Origin of the sequence: Treponema parvum (assembly GCF_017893945.1) — a bacterium.
GTDB classification, from domain to species: Bacteria; Spirochaetota; Spirochaetia; order Treponematales; family Treponemataceae; genus Treponema_D; species Treponema_D parvum_A.
The window spans coordinates 1,075,576-1,091,485 of record NZ_CP054257.1; the positions used below are offsets into that span (position 1 = coordinate 1,075,576).

A 15,910-nucleotide genomic window follows, 5' to 3' on the forward strand; every position below is an offset into this window, starting at 1 on the left:
ACTTGGAGAAATTATGGTAATCGTATTAAAAAAGAGCATTACGCCCGCAGAAAAAGAAAAACTCGCTTCGTTTTTAGGATCCCAGAATTTTAAAACAAATGAGATAGTCGGAGAAGAAACTACCATTTTAGCCGCCGTAGGTAAGCTTAAAATGGATCCGCGCGAGGTTGAAATATTGCCCGGCGTCGAGCGGGTTATTCCGATAAGCAAGCCGTACAAAATGGCGAGCCGGGAATTCGATCCTCACGACACGATAGTTGAAATTCCGAACAACAGGGGGCAAATCGTACGTGTGGGCGGGCAGCGCATAGTTGCGATCGCAGGGCCGTGCGCCGTAGAAAGCCGGGCGCAGATGATGAGTGTCGCTGCAAAGGTTGCCGAAAGTGGAGCCGTAATGCTTCGCGGCGGCGCATATAAGCCGCGCACGTCTCCTTATTCTTTTCAGGGATTAGGTGAAGAAGGAATAAAAATTCTAAAAGAAGCGGGAGACGCTTTCGGGCTTCCCGTAGTTACAGAAGTGGTAGCGTCCGAATACTTACCTGTCATGGAATCGTACGGAGTTGACGTTTACCAAGTGGGCGCGCGCAACATGCAGAATTTCGAACTGCTTAAGCGGCTTGGAAAACTGAACAAACCCGTCATCCTGAAGCGCGGGTTGAGCGCAACTATCGAAGAATGGCTTATGTCTGCCGAATATCTTCTTTCAGCCGGAACCGACCGCGTTATTTTGTGCGAGCGCGGAATACGTACGTATGAGCAGGCTACGCGCAATACTCTTGATTTAAGTGCCATTCCTATACTGAGAGGCCTTACCCATCTGCCTATAATAGTAGATCCGAGCCACGCAGTGGGGATCCGCGATAAGGTAAGCCCTATGGGGCTTGCAGCGGTCGCCTCGGGCGCCGACGGAATAATCGTCGAAGTTCACTGTGATCCTGACAAAGCGCTCTCTGACGGCGCTCAATCTCTGTATCCGGAACAGTTTGACAAACTTATGCGCGACATAGAAGCTATGTCTCCCGTGCTCGGAAAGCAAGTGGCTCACATCCGGCAGGAACGCCATGCAATAAAAGTTTCGGGGCGGGCGGATAAGCGCAACGGTAAAACCCTTACCTGTTCGTTTTGCGGAAAACGCGGCGCGTATGCGGAACAAGCTATAGAAAGCTATTTCGGAAAAGAAGCCGAAGCCGTTTCGGTAAATTCTTTCCGTGAAATTTTTAAAAGCGTCGTTTCAGGAGAATCGGATTACGGCATGGTTCCCATTGAAAACAGCCTTGCCGGTTCCGTTTATGACAATTATGACAACCTCGTTCAATTTGCCGACATAAGTATCGTAGGTTCCGTAACGTTAAGAATTCAGCATTCGCTTTTGGGCATAAAAGGCTCGTCGATCGATAAGATAAAGACAGTCTATTCACATCCTCAAGCGTTTTCGCAGTGTTCCGATTTTCTTTCGTCCCACGGCGACTGGACAAAAATCGATTCGGTTTCTACGGCTTCAGCCGCCGAATACGTCGCGAAACTAGGCTCGAAAGATACCGCGGCCGTCGCCAGCCCGTTAAACGCAAAGTATTACGGACTTGAAATTCTGCAGGAAAATATCGAAAACGATCCCAGAAATTATACGCGCTTTGTGCTGATAGCGTCCGATGCGGCGACGTCAAACACGGCGGCGCCAAATAAGCCGGCGACGGCTAAAAACATCACCGAAGCCGCATTCATAAGTCAGCGCGTAGCGGGAGTTCGGCCTAATATGGCGTCGTTTGTTTTCAGTGTAAAAAACGAACCCGGCGCTTTGTACACGTGTCTTGGAATTTTCAATAAACATAACTTAAATTTGACAAGGCTTGAATCGCGGCCCATCTTGGGTAAACCCTGGCGCTACTGGTTTTACGCCGATGCGGAACTTAAGAATGAAGGCGAACAATCCGAAGAATATGTGAGCAGGGTTCTTGACGAACTTAAAAATACCGCAGAAGACGTTCGCCTTCTCGGAGTTTATGCAGGCGTATAACGGGGGAAAAAATGACCGATCAAAAAAAAGAAAATAAACAGTATGTCCTTTCGGTATTGGTTGAAAACCATGCCGGTGTTCTCAGCCGAGTTTCAGGGCTTTTCAGTCGTCGCGGATACAACATCGATTCTCTTACAGTCTGTGAAACTCATAATTCGGGGCAGTCGAGAATGACGATCGTCGTCCGCGGGGACGAATACATCTTGGAACAGATAGAAAAACAGTTGTCAAAGCTTGTAGAAGTCATTTCCATAGAGAACTGTAATTCCGACAACTTTTGCCAAAGACAGACGGCTCTCATAAAGGTAAAAGCCGTAGGCAATAACCGTGCGGTGATCATAGAAACCTGCAATATTTTTAGAGCTCATATAGTAGACGTGAGCGTAGAATCCGTCATTGTAGAAGCGACGGGAAGTGAAAATAAGATAGAAAGCCTCATACGCCTTTTGGAACCGTTCGGCATACTTGAATTTGCAAAGAGCGGACTCACGGCTATGTCGCGCGGCAAAGAAGTGATGAAATAGATTTCGCTTTCGGATAGTGTGCGGATCGCACTGCACGCCGCTGCATTGCGCTTCTTGCCCCAGTGTTACGATTTTCCTGCGGTGCTGCGCTTCTCAGCGTGCCTTACGGCGCAACCCCGTCACATATTCCGCAATTTTTTGTTGTAGATCCGCCGCAGGAACAAAAAACAGCATAAAAGCGAAATCACTTCCGCTATGATAAAGCAAAACCAAACATTGTCGATCTTTCCCGTAAATGAAAGAAGATAGGCGATGGGAAGCAAAACTATCAGCTGCCTTGTGAACGAAATTAACATGCTGTACACAGCGTTTCCCAAGGCTTGAAAAACGCTTATGAGAATTATTGCAAATGCGGCTCCGAAAAAACTCGGCGCAATGGTTCGGAGCGCCGGTATTCCGATTTCAAGCATTGCATTGGAAGCGTTAAACAGCTTCAGAAGCGCAGCCGGCGCCGTTTCAAACAGTATAACTCCTATTGTCATTATCAGCAAAGACAGCGAAAGAGCGCTTTTGATTGTTTTTATGATCCGGCTGCGCTGTTTCGCGCCGTAGTTAAACGCAATTATAGGAATCATTCCGTTGTTTAGTCCGAAGACGGGCATAAATATAAAACTGTTGAGTTTAAAGTAAACACCGTAGACGGCGATGGCCGTTGAAGAGAAAATCCCCAAAACCAAATTCATTCCGTACGTGGTTATTGAATTTATGGACTGCATCAAAATGGTCGGAACTGCGATCTTGTAGATGTGCAATATTATCGTTCCGTCCGGACGGAATTTTTTGAATTTGAATTTAATGTCGTTGTTAAAACGCATGTTAAAAATGAATGAAAGAATTCCGCCTAAGATCTGTCCGATAACGGTCGCAAGGGCCGCGCCCTGCATTCCCATTTTAGGGAAAGGCCCGATCCCGAAAATAAGGATAGGATCAAGAATGATATTTGTCAGGGCTCCCGTTATCTGCGTTATCATAGTATAAAAAGTGCGCCCCGTAGATTGAAGAAGCCTGTCAAACATTGTTCCCAAAAATGTTCCGAGTCCCAAAACCACAATGATCTGCATGTATTCCACGCCGTAAGCGATTATCCTTTCATCGCTTGTCTGAGTTGAAAAATACGCCCTCAAAAGCGGGAATACTATTACGGCAAATCCTATATAATTGCATATTCCGAGGAATATACCGTTTACGGCCGTTTTATTTACGGCTTCTTGATTTTTTTCTCCGAGCCTCATGGACAAAACCGCCCCTACGCCGACGGAAGTGCCTATCCCGAAGGCCATCGCCAAAGTCTGTAAAGGAAAGGCAATGGAAACGGCGGTAAGAGCTTCTTCGCTTATCATCGATACGAAAATGCTGTCTACGATATTGTACAAGGCCATTACGAACATCGATACCATTATGGGAAGCGACATGCTTACGAGAAGCCTTGTGACGGGCATATTGCCCATCCGGTTTTCTTTAGATAAATTGCTTGTACTCATAAGCGATAATGATATACAAATAATTAATAATGTCAAAGAAAAATGCTGCTATTTGTTTACAAGCATAGCAAATAAAATTGTTAAACCGCTTTATGTAATGGTAGAAGCGCTGTGAATCCGTATCCTAGCAGCAAAAAACCGGACGCATTCTGTATCATCGGCATTTTTTTGATAGTACAGAATTATGTCCGGTACGCTCGCTTTTCATTACAACGGTCAGATTGTACCGTCCCATGTACTTACTGTCGTCGACTTACCTTCTTCTTCATCGAACCAGCGAGTTGTTACCGTTTTGCTGTCGGTAAAGAAACGGTAACCGTCTTTTCCAAGTACATGCAGATCTCCGAAGAATGATTTTTTGTGGCCGGAAAAGGTAAAATATCCAACAGGAACAGGAATACCAACGTTTACACCAACCATTCCTCCATCAGTGTGGCGGACAAATTCCCGTGCATAATGACCGCTTTGTGTAAAGATAACTGAACCGTTTGCAAAGGGATTTGCGTTCATGATAGCCAGACCTTCCTCAAAGGTTTTAACACGTTTTACGCAAAGAACAGGCCCGAATATTTCCCTGTCACCTACGGTCATCCCCGGTTTTACGTGATCAAAAATTGTCGGACCGAGATAGAAACCGTCATCGTGCCCGTTCACTTTTACATTCCGACCATCAAGAATCAGTTCTGCACCTTCTACTATCCCTTTTTCTATCCAGTCAAGAATGGATTTTTTGTGCGCCGCATTTACTACCGGACCTAGTTCCGTTGTTTTGTCGTAAGCAGGACCTACTTTAATATTTTTTGCCTGTTTGACAATTTCATCAACCAGTTTATCTGCGATTGCTTCTTCAACGACAATGACAGGTAACGCCATGCAGCGTTCACCGGCACAGCCGAAAGATGCATTGATAATACCTGCTGCAGTTCTTTCTATAGGAGCATCTCTCATGATCAATGCGTGATTTTTTGCTTCGCAGAGGGCTTGTACCCGTTTTCCGTTTGCTGCCGCAGTAGCATAGATGTACTGCCCGATTTCTGTTGAGCCGACAAAAGTTATGGCTTTTACATCAGGATGCGTTAAAAGAATTTCTGCTTCATGACGTGAACAGGTAACGACATTTACGACACCGTCGGGTAATCCAGCTTCCTTATAGAGTTCTGCAAAACGTAGTGCCGACTGAGGGGTAAACGTTGCGGCCTTAAGAACAATCGTATTTCCGCAGGCAATACAGATTGGCGTCATCCAGCCCATCGGTATCATGGATGGGAAGTTGAACGGAATAATACCGGCGCAGACTCCGAGTGGTACACGATACAGGGTCGTATCATACCCTTTGGAGGCATCCATAAGACTTTCGCCCATCATAAGCGACGTTGCTGCGATAGCTTGTTCCGTTCCTTCCTTTGCTTTCAGAACATCCCCTTCAGCTTCTTTCCAGTTTTTCCCATTTTCCTGTGCAACCAGATACGTTAGTTCTTCCATATGCTCTATAATAAGTTCCCGTACCCGGTAAAGAATCTGTACCCGTTTGGAAACCGGCACGGCAGACCATTCAGTGAAAGCCGCTTTTGCACTTGCTACGGCTTTTTCAACTTCATCCGGAGTACAGCGCGGTACTTTTGCAATAACTTTTCCTGTGCTGGGGTCATATGCGTCATTATATACATCTGTTGACGATTCCACAAATTCACCGTTGATAAATGGTTTCAGCTTTTTAACGTTATCCATTCTTTCCTCCATAAATAGTGAATATAAATTGATTATATTATGATTATATTGTGGTCTTTAAAAGATGTAAAGCAAAAAAAATGTAAAAATACGGTCAAGACACTGTCAAAATATTTCCCACAGTCTATTCGGCAATGATAATACGGACTCCATGCGCGTTCATAAAATCACAGATGTCGTTTGACGGCTGCGCATCGGTAACAAGTGCGTCGATTTTATCCAGAGAACAGTATGTCATGAGCGAGATGACACCGTTTTTCGAACTGTCCGCCAGAAGATATGTCTGCTGGCTTCTCTGTACGGCAGTCTGTTTTATTTCTGTTTCCAGCGGAGACGAATTTGTTACTCCGTTTTCAACTGAAAAACCCGTCGCAGCCATAAAAGCTTTTCCTATATTATAGTTTTGCAGAACTTGTGCCGCCATCATACCGGTGAAAGACAGTGTTTTTCTGCTGAGCGTCCCTGACAGCGAAATAATTTTGATGTCTGGGTACGGTACTGCCTGCACAATGATTTCAAGATTATTGGTAATTACGGTTATATCTTTTTTTTCTTTCAATGCTTCTATCATATGAAACGTTGTCGTACCGGAATCGATGAAAATAATATCGCCGTTTTCGACAAGCGAAGCTGCCTTAATGGCAATCCTCTCTTTTATTTCTTTGTTTGCTATGTTCCTTTCATCGAATGGAACCAGTTCTTTTCGTTTTGTTGTTGTTACGCCGCCGTATATTTTTTTTATATCTTTTTCCTGCAGAATTTCTTCAAGATCTCTGCGGAGCGTGCTCATTGACACTTTAAATTCCCTACAGAGTTGTTCAAGAGTTACTGTTTTGTTTTGATAGATATAACTTTTTATTTCCTCAATTCTTTTTGGTCGTATCGGCATACTGCTTATCTCCTGATAATTATTTTTCCCTTCTTTATTTATAATGAATCTGACCATATGTTGCAATTCATTTTTTATTTTTGGAATAATTTCTCCTGTTTCGACTTTTATTTTTTTTCTTGCTATCCATCATTTTATGTCATCATAGTATTGTTTTGAATAATGTATGATCATGTTATTGCTTTGAAACCCATTTTTATGAATTTATTTTGATAATTATTTAAATAAAAAAGTTGACAAATGATAAAAACATGATAAACTTTTTATAAAGTTGGTCAGTTTCTGAGTGGTAAGGTTATTACTGCTGATCGGAAGAATTTAAAGTGCTGATTAGTTGATTAGTATAGAGGAGTTTTGAAAATGTCACTTTGTTTAATGCGTGAGTTACTAGATCTTGCCGATAAGAATAACCGTGCTGTCGGCGCGTTCAATGTCGTCAATATGGAAAGTGTTCGGGGAATTGTTCAGGCTGCTGAAGAAGCTCAGACTCCTGTCATTTTGCAGATAGCTGAGAAACGTCTTGCACATGTACCTCTTGAATTGACCGGTCCCATGATGATGAGTGCAGCACGTGAATCATCTGTTCATATTGCCGTTCATTTGGATCATGGTAGTTCTGATGTGGTGATAAACAAGGCAATGTCATATGGTTTTTCGTCCGTGATGTTTGATGGATCTGTCCTCTCAATCGATGAAAATAAAAAGCGAACGGCTGTAATTTGCAAGAAGGCTGCAGCACAGTCCGTAAATGTTGAGGCTGAACTGGGAGTGGTTGGGGGAAGCGAGGGCGGGGCCGATATGCAACCGCTCTGTACGGACCCGGAGGAGGTAAGATTTTTTTGCAAAGATCTCCCGATTGATGCGTTGGCTGTTGCTATCGGAAATGCTCACGGCCATTATAATGGAACGCCACATCTGAACTTTGATATTGTCCGGCAGATTCATGCCGTAACTGATGTACCGCTGGTATTGCACGGCGGAAGCGGAATATCAGACGAAGACTTTCGGAAATTGATAGACGCCGGTATCAGAAAAATTAATATTGCGACAGCAAATATGGACGTTATGCTTCAGTGTGCAAAACACTATTTTGAAGTTCATGGAAGAAATACCGATTTTTTTGAACTTACGGATCTGCTTACGGATGCCGTGTACAAGGCGACACTGCATTATATACGGGTATTCAATAACAAAGAATCTTTGGAAATTATTAATCAGACAGAAGGAGGATAAATTATGGCGTACATACAGTTTGACGAGGGTAGAGCCCGTGATCTGGTAGCTTTGGGCCGAGTGGCAGTCGATTTTAATCCGGAAGATTATTACAAAACGCTTGCGGAGAGTACTAAATTTATAAAATACTTGGGAGGATCTCCGGCAAATATTTCTGTTGGACTTGCCCGGCTTGGTAAAAATTGTGGTTTTTTGGGATGTGTATCCGATGATCGGTTCGGTGAATTTGTCGTTGATTTTTTCAATAAGGAAAGGATCGATACATCGCATATCGTTCGGGCAAAGCATGGAGAAAAAATAGGTCTGACGTTTACGGAAATACTGAGCCCGAAAGAGAGCAGTATCTTGATGTATCGCAACTGCATTGCAGATCTGCAACTGAGCGTTGACGATATAGATGCTGATTACATAAAAAGTGCAAAAGCTCTTCTTATTTCCGGAACAGCCCTATCCGAGAGTCCTTCACGTGAAGCTGCACTGAAAGCGGTAATGCTGGCCAAACAGACCAATACTCCTATTATTTTTGATATTGATTACCGGGAATATAACTGGAAAAATGCTGACGAAACTTCTGTGTATTATTCTCTGGTAGGTAGTGAAGCCAGTCTAATTATCGGTTCACGGGAAGAATACGATTTGATGGAACGGCTTATAAAACCGGGAATGACTGATAAGGAGAGCGCTGACTACTGGCAGGTACGGAAAGCAAAAATAGTGATTATCAAGCACGGAAAAGAGGGATCGGATGCGTATACATGCGACGGTAAACAGTTCACGATAAAACCGTTCCCGATTAAAAAACTGAAATCGTTCGGCGGCGGCGACGGGTATGCATCCGCATTTTTATACGGATTGTTTGAGGGACTTGAAATAAACGAATGTCTGGAACTTGGAAGTGCTTCTGCTTCATTACTGGTCGCCAGTCATGGCTGCAGTGCATATATGCCTACTATAGACAAAATTCGCGATTATATTTCCCAATGTAAGCGTGAATATGGTGAAATGGTTGCACGGGGTTGAAAACTGGCAATTGTCCAGATAGGAAAAACAATAACGGCTATTTTTACAATGAAACTACTATATAAACGATGGTACTTTAAGGAGGTTCGTATGAAGCGGTTTACAGGGAAGTTGATGGCAGTGGTATGCGCTGTTTTTTTTGCTATTTCATTCAACGTATTTGCGAATGGAGCAGAAGACAGTTCCGGCAAGGGCAGTAGAGGCGTAAAGACACGGACGTTAACATTGTCCTGTCATGTGACGGATAATGACAGTAACATGGTTTTGTTCAAGAAATTTGCAGAACTGATAGAACAAAAAACGGGAGGTGTTTTAAAAATCGATATCTATCCTAACGGTCAGTTATATGGACAGAATAATGCACTTGAAGCATTAAAGCTTGGAACACTTGATTTTGCTATGTCCGATACATCATTATGGGCAAACTATGATGCTGGCTGCGGTTTACTGGATCTTCCATACATGTTTAAAACACGGAAACAGGCTATCAATGTCTGTTCTTCAGACATAATTAATCCAATAAAGGAGCGACTTGTAAAAGTTGCTGGTATCAGACCCATTACGGTTGAGTGTCTTAATTTTAGGAACTGTCTGGTTAAAAATATGAATGTTAATTCCTATGCACAATTCAAAAATCTTAAAATGAGGACTCCTGAAGCACCTACAATCGTTAAATTTTTTGAACTGATTGGTGCTAATCCTAGTGTTATTGCTTCTGGGGAAGCATACACAGCTGTCCAGACCGGTGTCGTTGACGGTTTGGAGGGGCATGCAGAATATATGGTTTTACAAAAGTTTTACGAAGTAGCAAAGAATTATGTCCAGACGGAACACGTTATGACATTTACAGCTCTTAATATGAGTGAAAGAGTGTATCAATCTCTCACAGATTCACAAAAAACTGCAATGGCAGAAGCTGCACAGGAGGCGCTTAAGTATTTTTACGAATACACTGATAAGCTTTTTAGTGAAAAATATCAAGAGTTAAAAGACTATGGAGTAAAAATTACTATGGTTGATAAGACTCAATTCGAAAATGCAGTCAGACCGTATATTGAAGATTTTGTGAAAAAGTATCAGGAAGAAGATCTGTATAAAAAAATTCAGGAAACAAAATAAGTTGTTATTTTTAGGCTGTTCTGCCGATTTGTATGCATAATATATATCGGCAGGACTTCTATGGAGGTCGTGAAGATGAAGCTGATTCGGTTGATTATAAATGGAATTGTTGTAGCTCTGTTTGCTTTGTTAGTCATAATTGTTTTTATGCAGGTTCTGTTTCGCTATGTTTTTCAGTCAGCACTCCCTTGGGCAGATGAAGCCGCACGGTACTGCTTTATCTGGCTAATATATCTAGGTGGAACAATTACTATCAGAAAAGGAATGAATATTACCTTTGATTTGTTGCTTGATTCTCTTAGTAAAAAATATGGGCTCGCGTTTTTATTTATTGTAAATATCTGTTGCGAATTATTTCTGCTTACCATGGTGGTATTAGGAATCAATCTTTGTTGGGTGAACCGTGTCCAGTTTTCTACTATTTTGCATTTAAACATGGGACTGGTTATGATGGCGATTCCACTTGGTGGTGCACTGATGTTTATTGAACAGATTTTATATCAGAAAAATAAAATCGATGAAAAAGCAGCGGTTGCCGACTGCAAAAAGTAGCCATTCAAGGATATAAAACTCACGTTTTCGGTAATAAGTTTTTACAAGGAAGGACACAATATGTTTACTGTCGCATTTATCATATTTTTTATTTTATTGCTTTTAGGTGTACCGATTGCTTTCGCAATGGGACTGGGATCTGTTATTGCAATATTTACTTCCAGTCTCAATATAAACCCTGTGTTGGTTGCGCATAAACTGTTTTCCGGTGTTGATTCATTCAGTATGATGGCGATTCCGTTTTTTATGCTTTCAGGAGAGTTAATGGAACGGGGCGGAATTTCTAAGCGTATTGTCGACTTGGCCCATTCCCTCGTTGGACATATAACAGGCGGCTTGGGAATGGTTGATATTCTTACCAGTGTCATTTTTGCCGGAATATCGGGTTCCGCTGCTGCTGATACTGCAGCTTGTGGCAGTATGCTTATCGGCCCTATGAAAAAACGCGGCTATCCTTCAGGTCTTGCTGCGGTAATTCAGGCTTGTGCGGGCTCTCTTGGTCCTATAATTCCGCCGAGTTTGACGATGATTATTTACTGTTCTCTTACAAATACCTCAATTGGCGAAGTATTTATGGCAGGGGTTATCCCCGGTATTTTAATTGGTCTTAGTCTTATGTTTGTCACCTATTTTTATGCCAGAAAGTATAAAATTAGGTCGGAGCATCGTGCAACTCTGAAAGAAATCGGAACTGCCTTAAGGGCTTCAGTATTGGCTCTTGTTATGCCGCTTATTATTGTCGGTGGCATTGTAGGTGGAGTTTTTACTGCAACAGAAGCTGGTGCTGTTGCATGTGTTTATGCATTTATCGTCGGTTTTTTTGTGTACAGGGGTTTTACACTCAAAGATATTCCTCAAATTATCTGTAAAGCGGCTGGGATGACAGGTATGTCTTTATTGATTGTTGCTACTGCTGCTGTATTCAGCTGGTTAGTCGCTTATGTAAAATTACCGCAGACTATTGTTGCTTTTCTGACTTCAATTACTAAGAGCAAAATTATTATTATGATGCTTTTGGTACTGTTCCTTTTAATTGTAGGAATGTTCATTGAAACGCTCTCTGCAACGATAATTGTTGCACCGATTCTGTTTCCTGTAATGGCCCAATATGGAATAAATCCAATTCAATTTGCACTTGTTATGGTTATTGTTCTTGTTTATGCAGGGGTAACACCGCCTGTCGGAGGTGTTTTATATATTACAATGGGAATTGCGGAAGTAAAAATGAAAGATGTCCTTGGATTCCTTGGGCCGTATCTTATTGCGGTATTGGCAGTTATTTTTTTAACGATAATGATTCCGCAGTTGTCCACTTTTATTCCAAATTTGATCTGGCATTAAACGTACGAGGAGATTGATATATGAGTAAAACATATCCCGATTTTGAAGGATCCGTAGCAGTCGTAACTGGTGCAGGAGGGATCTTGTGTAGTGAATTTTCTAAGACGATAGCGCAGACAAAGGCAAAAGTTGCGTTACTTGATGTAAATTATGATGCTGTAAAGCAGGTAGCAGATGAAATTTCTGCGCAGGGTGGAACCGCGCTCGCTGTACAATGCGATGTGTTAAATCCGGAGTCGTTGAAGACAGCACATCAGAATATTTTAGAAAAATTTGGTACATGTAATATTTTACTAAATGGTGCCGGAGGTAACAATAAAAGGGCTACTACGACGAGCGAACATTACGTATGTGATGGTACAAATGAAGTCTCATTTTTTGATTTAAAAAAAGAAGGCATAGAATTTGTTTTCGGATTAAATTTTATGGGTACACTATTACCAGTTCAGGAATTTGCCCGCGACATGCTTACAGGAAAAGGTAATAACACAATTATCAACATATCCTCGATGAACGCATTCCGTCCGCTTACAAAGATTCCTGCTTACAGTGCGGCGAAAGCTGCTATAAGTAATTTTACACAATGGCTTGCCGTATACCTGGCCGATCAGGGGATCCGTGTAAATGCACTTGCTCCCGGTTTCTTTTCTACAAAGCAGACTCGTCCTCTTTTTTATAAACCGGATGGTACGTGTACAGAACGCTACAAAAAAATAATTTCTCATACGCCGATGCATCGTTTGGGTGTCCCGCAGGATCTTGATGGTACCTTACTGTGGTTGCTTGATCCAGATGCGTCTGGTTTTGTTACAGGAGTGGTCGTTCCTATCGATGGAGGTTTTTCTGCATATAGCGGCGTTTAAATTTTTAACGGTGATGCCTGATAGTATATGATGAATAATGTCATGTTTATTATAAAATTGTCTCCATATTTTTATTTTATAAATAGAGAAAATACATTTACTGTAGGAAAGGAGAATATGAATGAAGGCTATACGAATTGATTCACCGCGTCATATTGGGATCTGTGAAATTCAGATGCCCATCCGTATGGATGGGCATGCGATAATAAAAGTTAAAAGTGTTGGAGTTTGTGGTACCGATGTTGCGACATATCGTGGAATCAATCCGAATGTCACGTATCCTGTGATTATAGGGCATGAGACTGCTGGTGAAATATATGATATTGATCCTGATAATGAATCGGGGCTTAAAAAAGGGGATAGAGTTATTCTTGATCCGTATATGTATTGTGCTCATTGCTATCCATGTTCAAAAGGGAGAACTAACTGTTGTGAGACATTGAAATGTCTGGGTGTTCAGACAGATGGATCAATGTCAGAGTTTTTTGCTCATCCGATAAAACAGCTTGTGAGAATGCCGGAAAAAATGTCATGGGAACTTGCACCTATATCCGAACCGTTGACGATTGCTTTGCATGCTATTCATACCGTTGATTTGCAGTCTGGAGAGCATTATGTTATTAATGGTGCTGGCCCTATAGGCCTTCTTGCTGCAATGGCCGCAAAAGTATATGGTGGTACTCCTGTTATTCTTGATATTGATGATTCTCGCCTTTCTCTGGCCAGAGAGTGTGGAGTAGAATATGCGATCAATATTCTGAAAGAAGATCCTGTAGAAAAGTTAAAGGATATTACTCATGGACGAATGGCAGAATGCGTTATGGAAGCCTCTGGGGCTGCAAAAGCTGTTGCGTCGTGCCTTTCATTTGCTGCAAGTACGGGGCGTATTGCGCTGACGGGGTGGCCGAAAGACAAAGTTTTGATGGATACGGCCCTGATTACACGAAAAGAGCTTCAAGTTCGTGGATCGAGAAACAGTGTCGGTGAATTTCCTGAAGCTATAGAACTGATAGCTTCGAATAAAGTAGATGTAAGAAAAATCCTCAGCAGAGAGGTTCCGTTTAATGAACTGCCTTTGAGTATAAAAAATATAGATGAACATCCGGGCGATTTTGTAAAAGTTGTCGGGCTTTTATAAATTCCTGATATGGTTGTGGTTTATTGGATATGATTTTTTTATATTACAATAAACCACCGTGTTATGGCTTTTGTCATTATTACAATTTTTTTTAATATTATTATACATTTGTATTACTATTGAATCGCGATTAATCGGTTAACGATTCACGTAATACTTCTTGTTCGACCGCTTTTTGAATGAATTGATTTAATGATATATACGTAAAAAGAAGAATACTATATGATTACCGATGCTTTTCAACTTAAATATCCGCAAATTCAAATAGAAACCGTCCAAGGCGGTGAAAGCGGAAGCAACTATAATTTTGCCGCACTCCAAAAAAGCTAAGGCTTTTGTGATTTATCATAGAACCGCCTAAAAGCTCCGCTGTCATTGGGGTGTTATTTTTTTTCAGAAATCTTTCCGACGGATTTGGTTGCGATCAGATCGCTGTCAAAGCCTAACACGGATTTTTTGACTACGGTTCCTACAGCCACAGGCGCCTGCAGTGTAATTTTCTTTATTTCGTCCATAACGTCAAAAATCCGTTTTTGAGGAACGGGTTTTGTCAGGCGGACGGAAACGAGGGGAAGTTCTCCTCCCTGTATGCGGATGCTCGAAGTAACCGTCCTTAAAGGCTCCGTAAATTCCTGCCGTGCATACTGTTCGCCTTTAGGGCAGGCATACCCTTCTATGGAGATAATATCGTTTGTCTTTTCGTCCGTTTCAACCGTAACCGTACAGCCGTTCGGACAGATTATGCATGTAAGTTCCTTTTTCATCTTATGCAGACCTCCAGATTACAGTCGGAATTCAGTTTGTCGCACATTACAGGAATGCGGATCATTTCAGCCGGGGTCATTTTCTTTATTTTTTTCACCAGAACTTCCGAACCGCCTTGCATAATTGCCACCGATTTTCCGTAAAGCTCACGTGTAACTCTAAATGACAGAATTATGTCTTTTTTTCCGCTGATTCTCTGAGGCACAACATGGTTTATATTCCTGTCATAAGAAATATCTATGCCGCTTTCAGGCAAGAACTGAGTTCCCAGATATTCCGCCACGGAATCGGCAAGAGATTCTGCTTCGAGGGAAACATTGTCAACAAGATCATGCACATGAAGAACGTTCCCCGCCGCAAAGATACCTTTTACCGATGTCTGGAAAAATTCATCTACTACGGCGCCCTTTGTATGCGGATCAAGCTTTATTCCGCAGTCCAACGAAAGCTCGTTTTCAGGAATCAATCCTACGCTTAAGATCAGCGTATCGCACGGGATTTCCTCTTCGGTTCCGGGAATCGGCTTCATATCCGAATCAACCTTTGAAACAACAACAGACGTTATCCTTGAACCGCCCTTTATGTCCGTTACCGTATGACTTAGGTACAGAGGAATATTGAAATCTTCAAGACACTGACGGATGTTCCGCGGAAGGCCTGAAGGAGTACTCTGAATTTCATACACCGCATGGACATGCGCGCCTTCAAGGCTCAAGCGTCGTGCCATTATCAGCCCTATGTCGCCTGAACCGAGAACGACAATTTCCCTGCCGATTTTTCTGTTAAAAAGATTTATGTATGCCTGAGCAACACCGGCGGTCAGCACTCCCGACGGCCGCTCTCCGGGAATCTGAAGCGCGCCTCTTGTTCTTTCGCGGCATCCCATCCCCAAAATTACAGCCTTGGCCTTGATTGTGATAAGACCTTCGGGAGATACGGCCGTTACAATATGCTCCGGAGAAATATTTGTAACGCTTGTATTTGTCCTATACGGGATTTTCCTACTTACGACTTCCTTTATAAAGCGGTCGGCATATTCAGGCCCCGAAAGAAGTTCCCTAAAACGTGTAAGTCCGAAACCGTCGTGTATGCACTGTCTTAAAATTCCCCCGAGACTTTTTTCACGTTCCAGAATAATGATGTTTTCGATTCCTTTATTATACAGCTCTACAGCAGCGGCAAGGCCTGCCGGGCCGCCGCCCACAATTACCACATCTCTTGTTTCAAACGTTTCAGCCGCCAT

The 15,910-nt window shown here is 42.4% G+C and carries 14 protein-coding genes; 9 read left to right on the forward strand and 5 right to left on the reverse strand.

Annotated features, from left to right (window positions below):
- The first annotated feature begins 13 nt into the window (after positions 1 to 13).
- Entirely contained in the window at positions 14 to 2,014 is a 2,001-nt protein-coding gene (gene aroF, locus HRI96_RS04780) for a 3-deoxy-7-phosphoheptulonate synthase (RefSeq protein ID WP_210118376.1), read from the forward strand.
- Positions 2,015 to 2,025: 11 nt separating this feature from the next.
- Positions 2,026 to 2,538, forward strand: coding sequence for an acetolactate synthase small subunit (ilvN, locus tag HRI96_RS04785; RefSeq protein WP_210118377.1), 513 nt, complete (start codon positions 2,026 to 2,028; stop codon positions 2,536 to 2,538).
- 119 nt (positions 2,539 to 2,657) lie between these two features.
- On the opposite strand, the gene HRI96_RS04790 is transcribed toward ilvN, so the two are convergent.
- The 3 genes from HRI96_RS04790 to HRI96_RS04800 all read right to left on the reverse strand — a co-directional run bounded on the left by HRI96_RS04790 (position 2,658) and on the right by HRI96_RS04800 (position 6,693).
- Positions 2,658 to 4,019: an MATE family efflux transporter gene (locus HRI96_RS04790; protein ID WP_256729301.1), complete on the reverse strand. Its 1,362-nt coding sequence runs from the start codon at positions 4,017 to 4,019 to the stop codon at positions 2,658 to 2,660.
- 216 nt (positions 4,020 to 4,235) lie between these two features.
- Positions 4,236 to 5,747, reverse strand: a complete 1,512-nt coding sequence (locus tag HRI96_RS04795; RefSeq protein WP_210118378.1) for a CoA-acylating methylmalonate-semialdehyde dehydrogenase — start codon at positions 5,745 to 5,747, stop codon at positions 4,236 to 4,238.
- A gap of 124 nt (positions 5,748 to 5,871) precedes the next feature.
- Entirely contained in the window at positions 5,872 to 6,693 is an 822-nt protein-coding gene (locus HRI96_RS04800) for a DeoR/GlpR family DNA-binding transcription regulator (RefSeq protein WP_210118379.1), read from the reverse strand.
- 303 nt (positions 6,694 to 6,996) lie between these two features.
- On the opposite strand from HRI96_RS04800, the gene HRI96_RS04805 reads away from it, so the two are divergent.
- The 7 genes from HRI96_RS04805 (at position 6,997) to HRI96_RS04835 (ending at position 13,902) form a co-directional block, all read left to right on the forward strand.
- Positions 6,997 to 7,869 (forward strand): ketose-bisphosphate aldolase, encoded by an 873-nt coding sequence (locus tag HRI96_RS04805; protein WP_210118380.1) that lies wholly within the window; start codon positions 6,997 to 6,999, stop codon positions 7,867 to 7,869.
- 3 nt (positions 7,870 to 7,872) lie between these two features.
- The gene (gene iolC, locus HRI96_RS04810) at positions 7,873 to 8,889 is read left to right on the forward strand and encodes a 5-dehydro-2-deoxygluconokinase (RefSeq protein ID WP_210118381.1); all 1,017 of its coding nucleotides are present in this window, start codon (positions 7,873 to 7,875) and stop codon (positions 8,887 to 8,889) included.
- Between the two features lie 90 nt (positions 8,890 to 8,979).
- Positions 8,980 to 10,008 (forward strand): TRAP transporter substrate-binding protein, encoded by a 1,029-nt coding sequence (locus HRI96_RS04815; RefSeq protein WP_210118382.1) that lies wholly within the window; start codon positions 8,980 to 8,982, stop codon positions 10,006 to 10,008.
- A gap of 75 nt (positions 10,009 to 10,083) precedes the next feature.
- Positions 10,084 to 10,560 carry a TRAP transporter small permease gene (locus HRI96_RS04820; protein ID WP_210118383.1) on the forward strand — a complete coding sequence of 159 codons (477 nt, stop codon included), beginning with the start codon at positions 10,084 to 10,086 and terminating at the stop codon, positions 10,558 to 10,560.
- 60 nt (positions 10,561 to 10,620) lie between these two features.
- Complete coding sequence (locus HRI96_RS04825) at positions 10,621 to 11,901, forward strand: TRAP transporter large permease (protein WP_210118384.1); 1,281 nt, start codon at positions 10,621 to 10,623, stop codon at positions 11,899 to 11,901.
- Positions 11,902 to 11,921: 20 nt separating this feature from the next.
- Positions 11,922 to 12,764 carry an SDR family oxidoreductase gene (locus HRI96_RS04830; protein ID WP_210118385.1) on the forward strand — a complete coding sequence of 281 codons (843 nt, stop codon included), beginning with the start codon at positions 11,922 to 11,924 and terminating at the stop codon, positions 12,762 to 12,764.
- 121 nt (positions 12,765 to 12,885) lie between these two features.
- A complete protein-coding gene (locus HRI96_RS04835) occupies positions 12,886 to 13,902 on the forward strand; it encodes an alcohol dehydrogenase catalytic domain-containing protein (RefSeq protein WP_210118386.1) in 1,017 nt (338 codons plus the stop codon).
- 383 nt (positions 13,903 to 14,285) lie between these two features.
- Here the strand turns inward: HRI96_RS04835 and HRI96_RS04840 are convergent, their stop codons facing one another.
- Together HRI96_RS04840 and HRI96_RS04845 are read right to left on the reverse strand one after the other, a co-directional pair.
- Complete coding sequence (locus HRI96_RS04840; RefSeq protein ID WP_210118387.1) at positions 14,286 to 14,666, reverse strand: DUF1667 domain-containing protein; 381 nt, start codon at positions 14,664 to 14,666, stop codon at positions 14,286 to 14,288.
- Complete coding sequence (locus HRI96_RS04845; RefSeq protein ID WP_210118388.1) at positions 14,663 to 15,910, reverse strand: NAD(P)/FAD-dependent oxidoreductase; 1,248 nt, start codon at positions 15,908 to 15,910, stop codon at positions 14,663 to 14,665. The genes HRI96_RS04840 and HRI96_RS04845 overlap by 4 nt, the downstream gene beginning before the upstream one ends.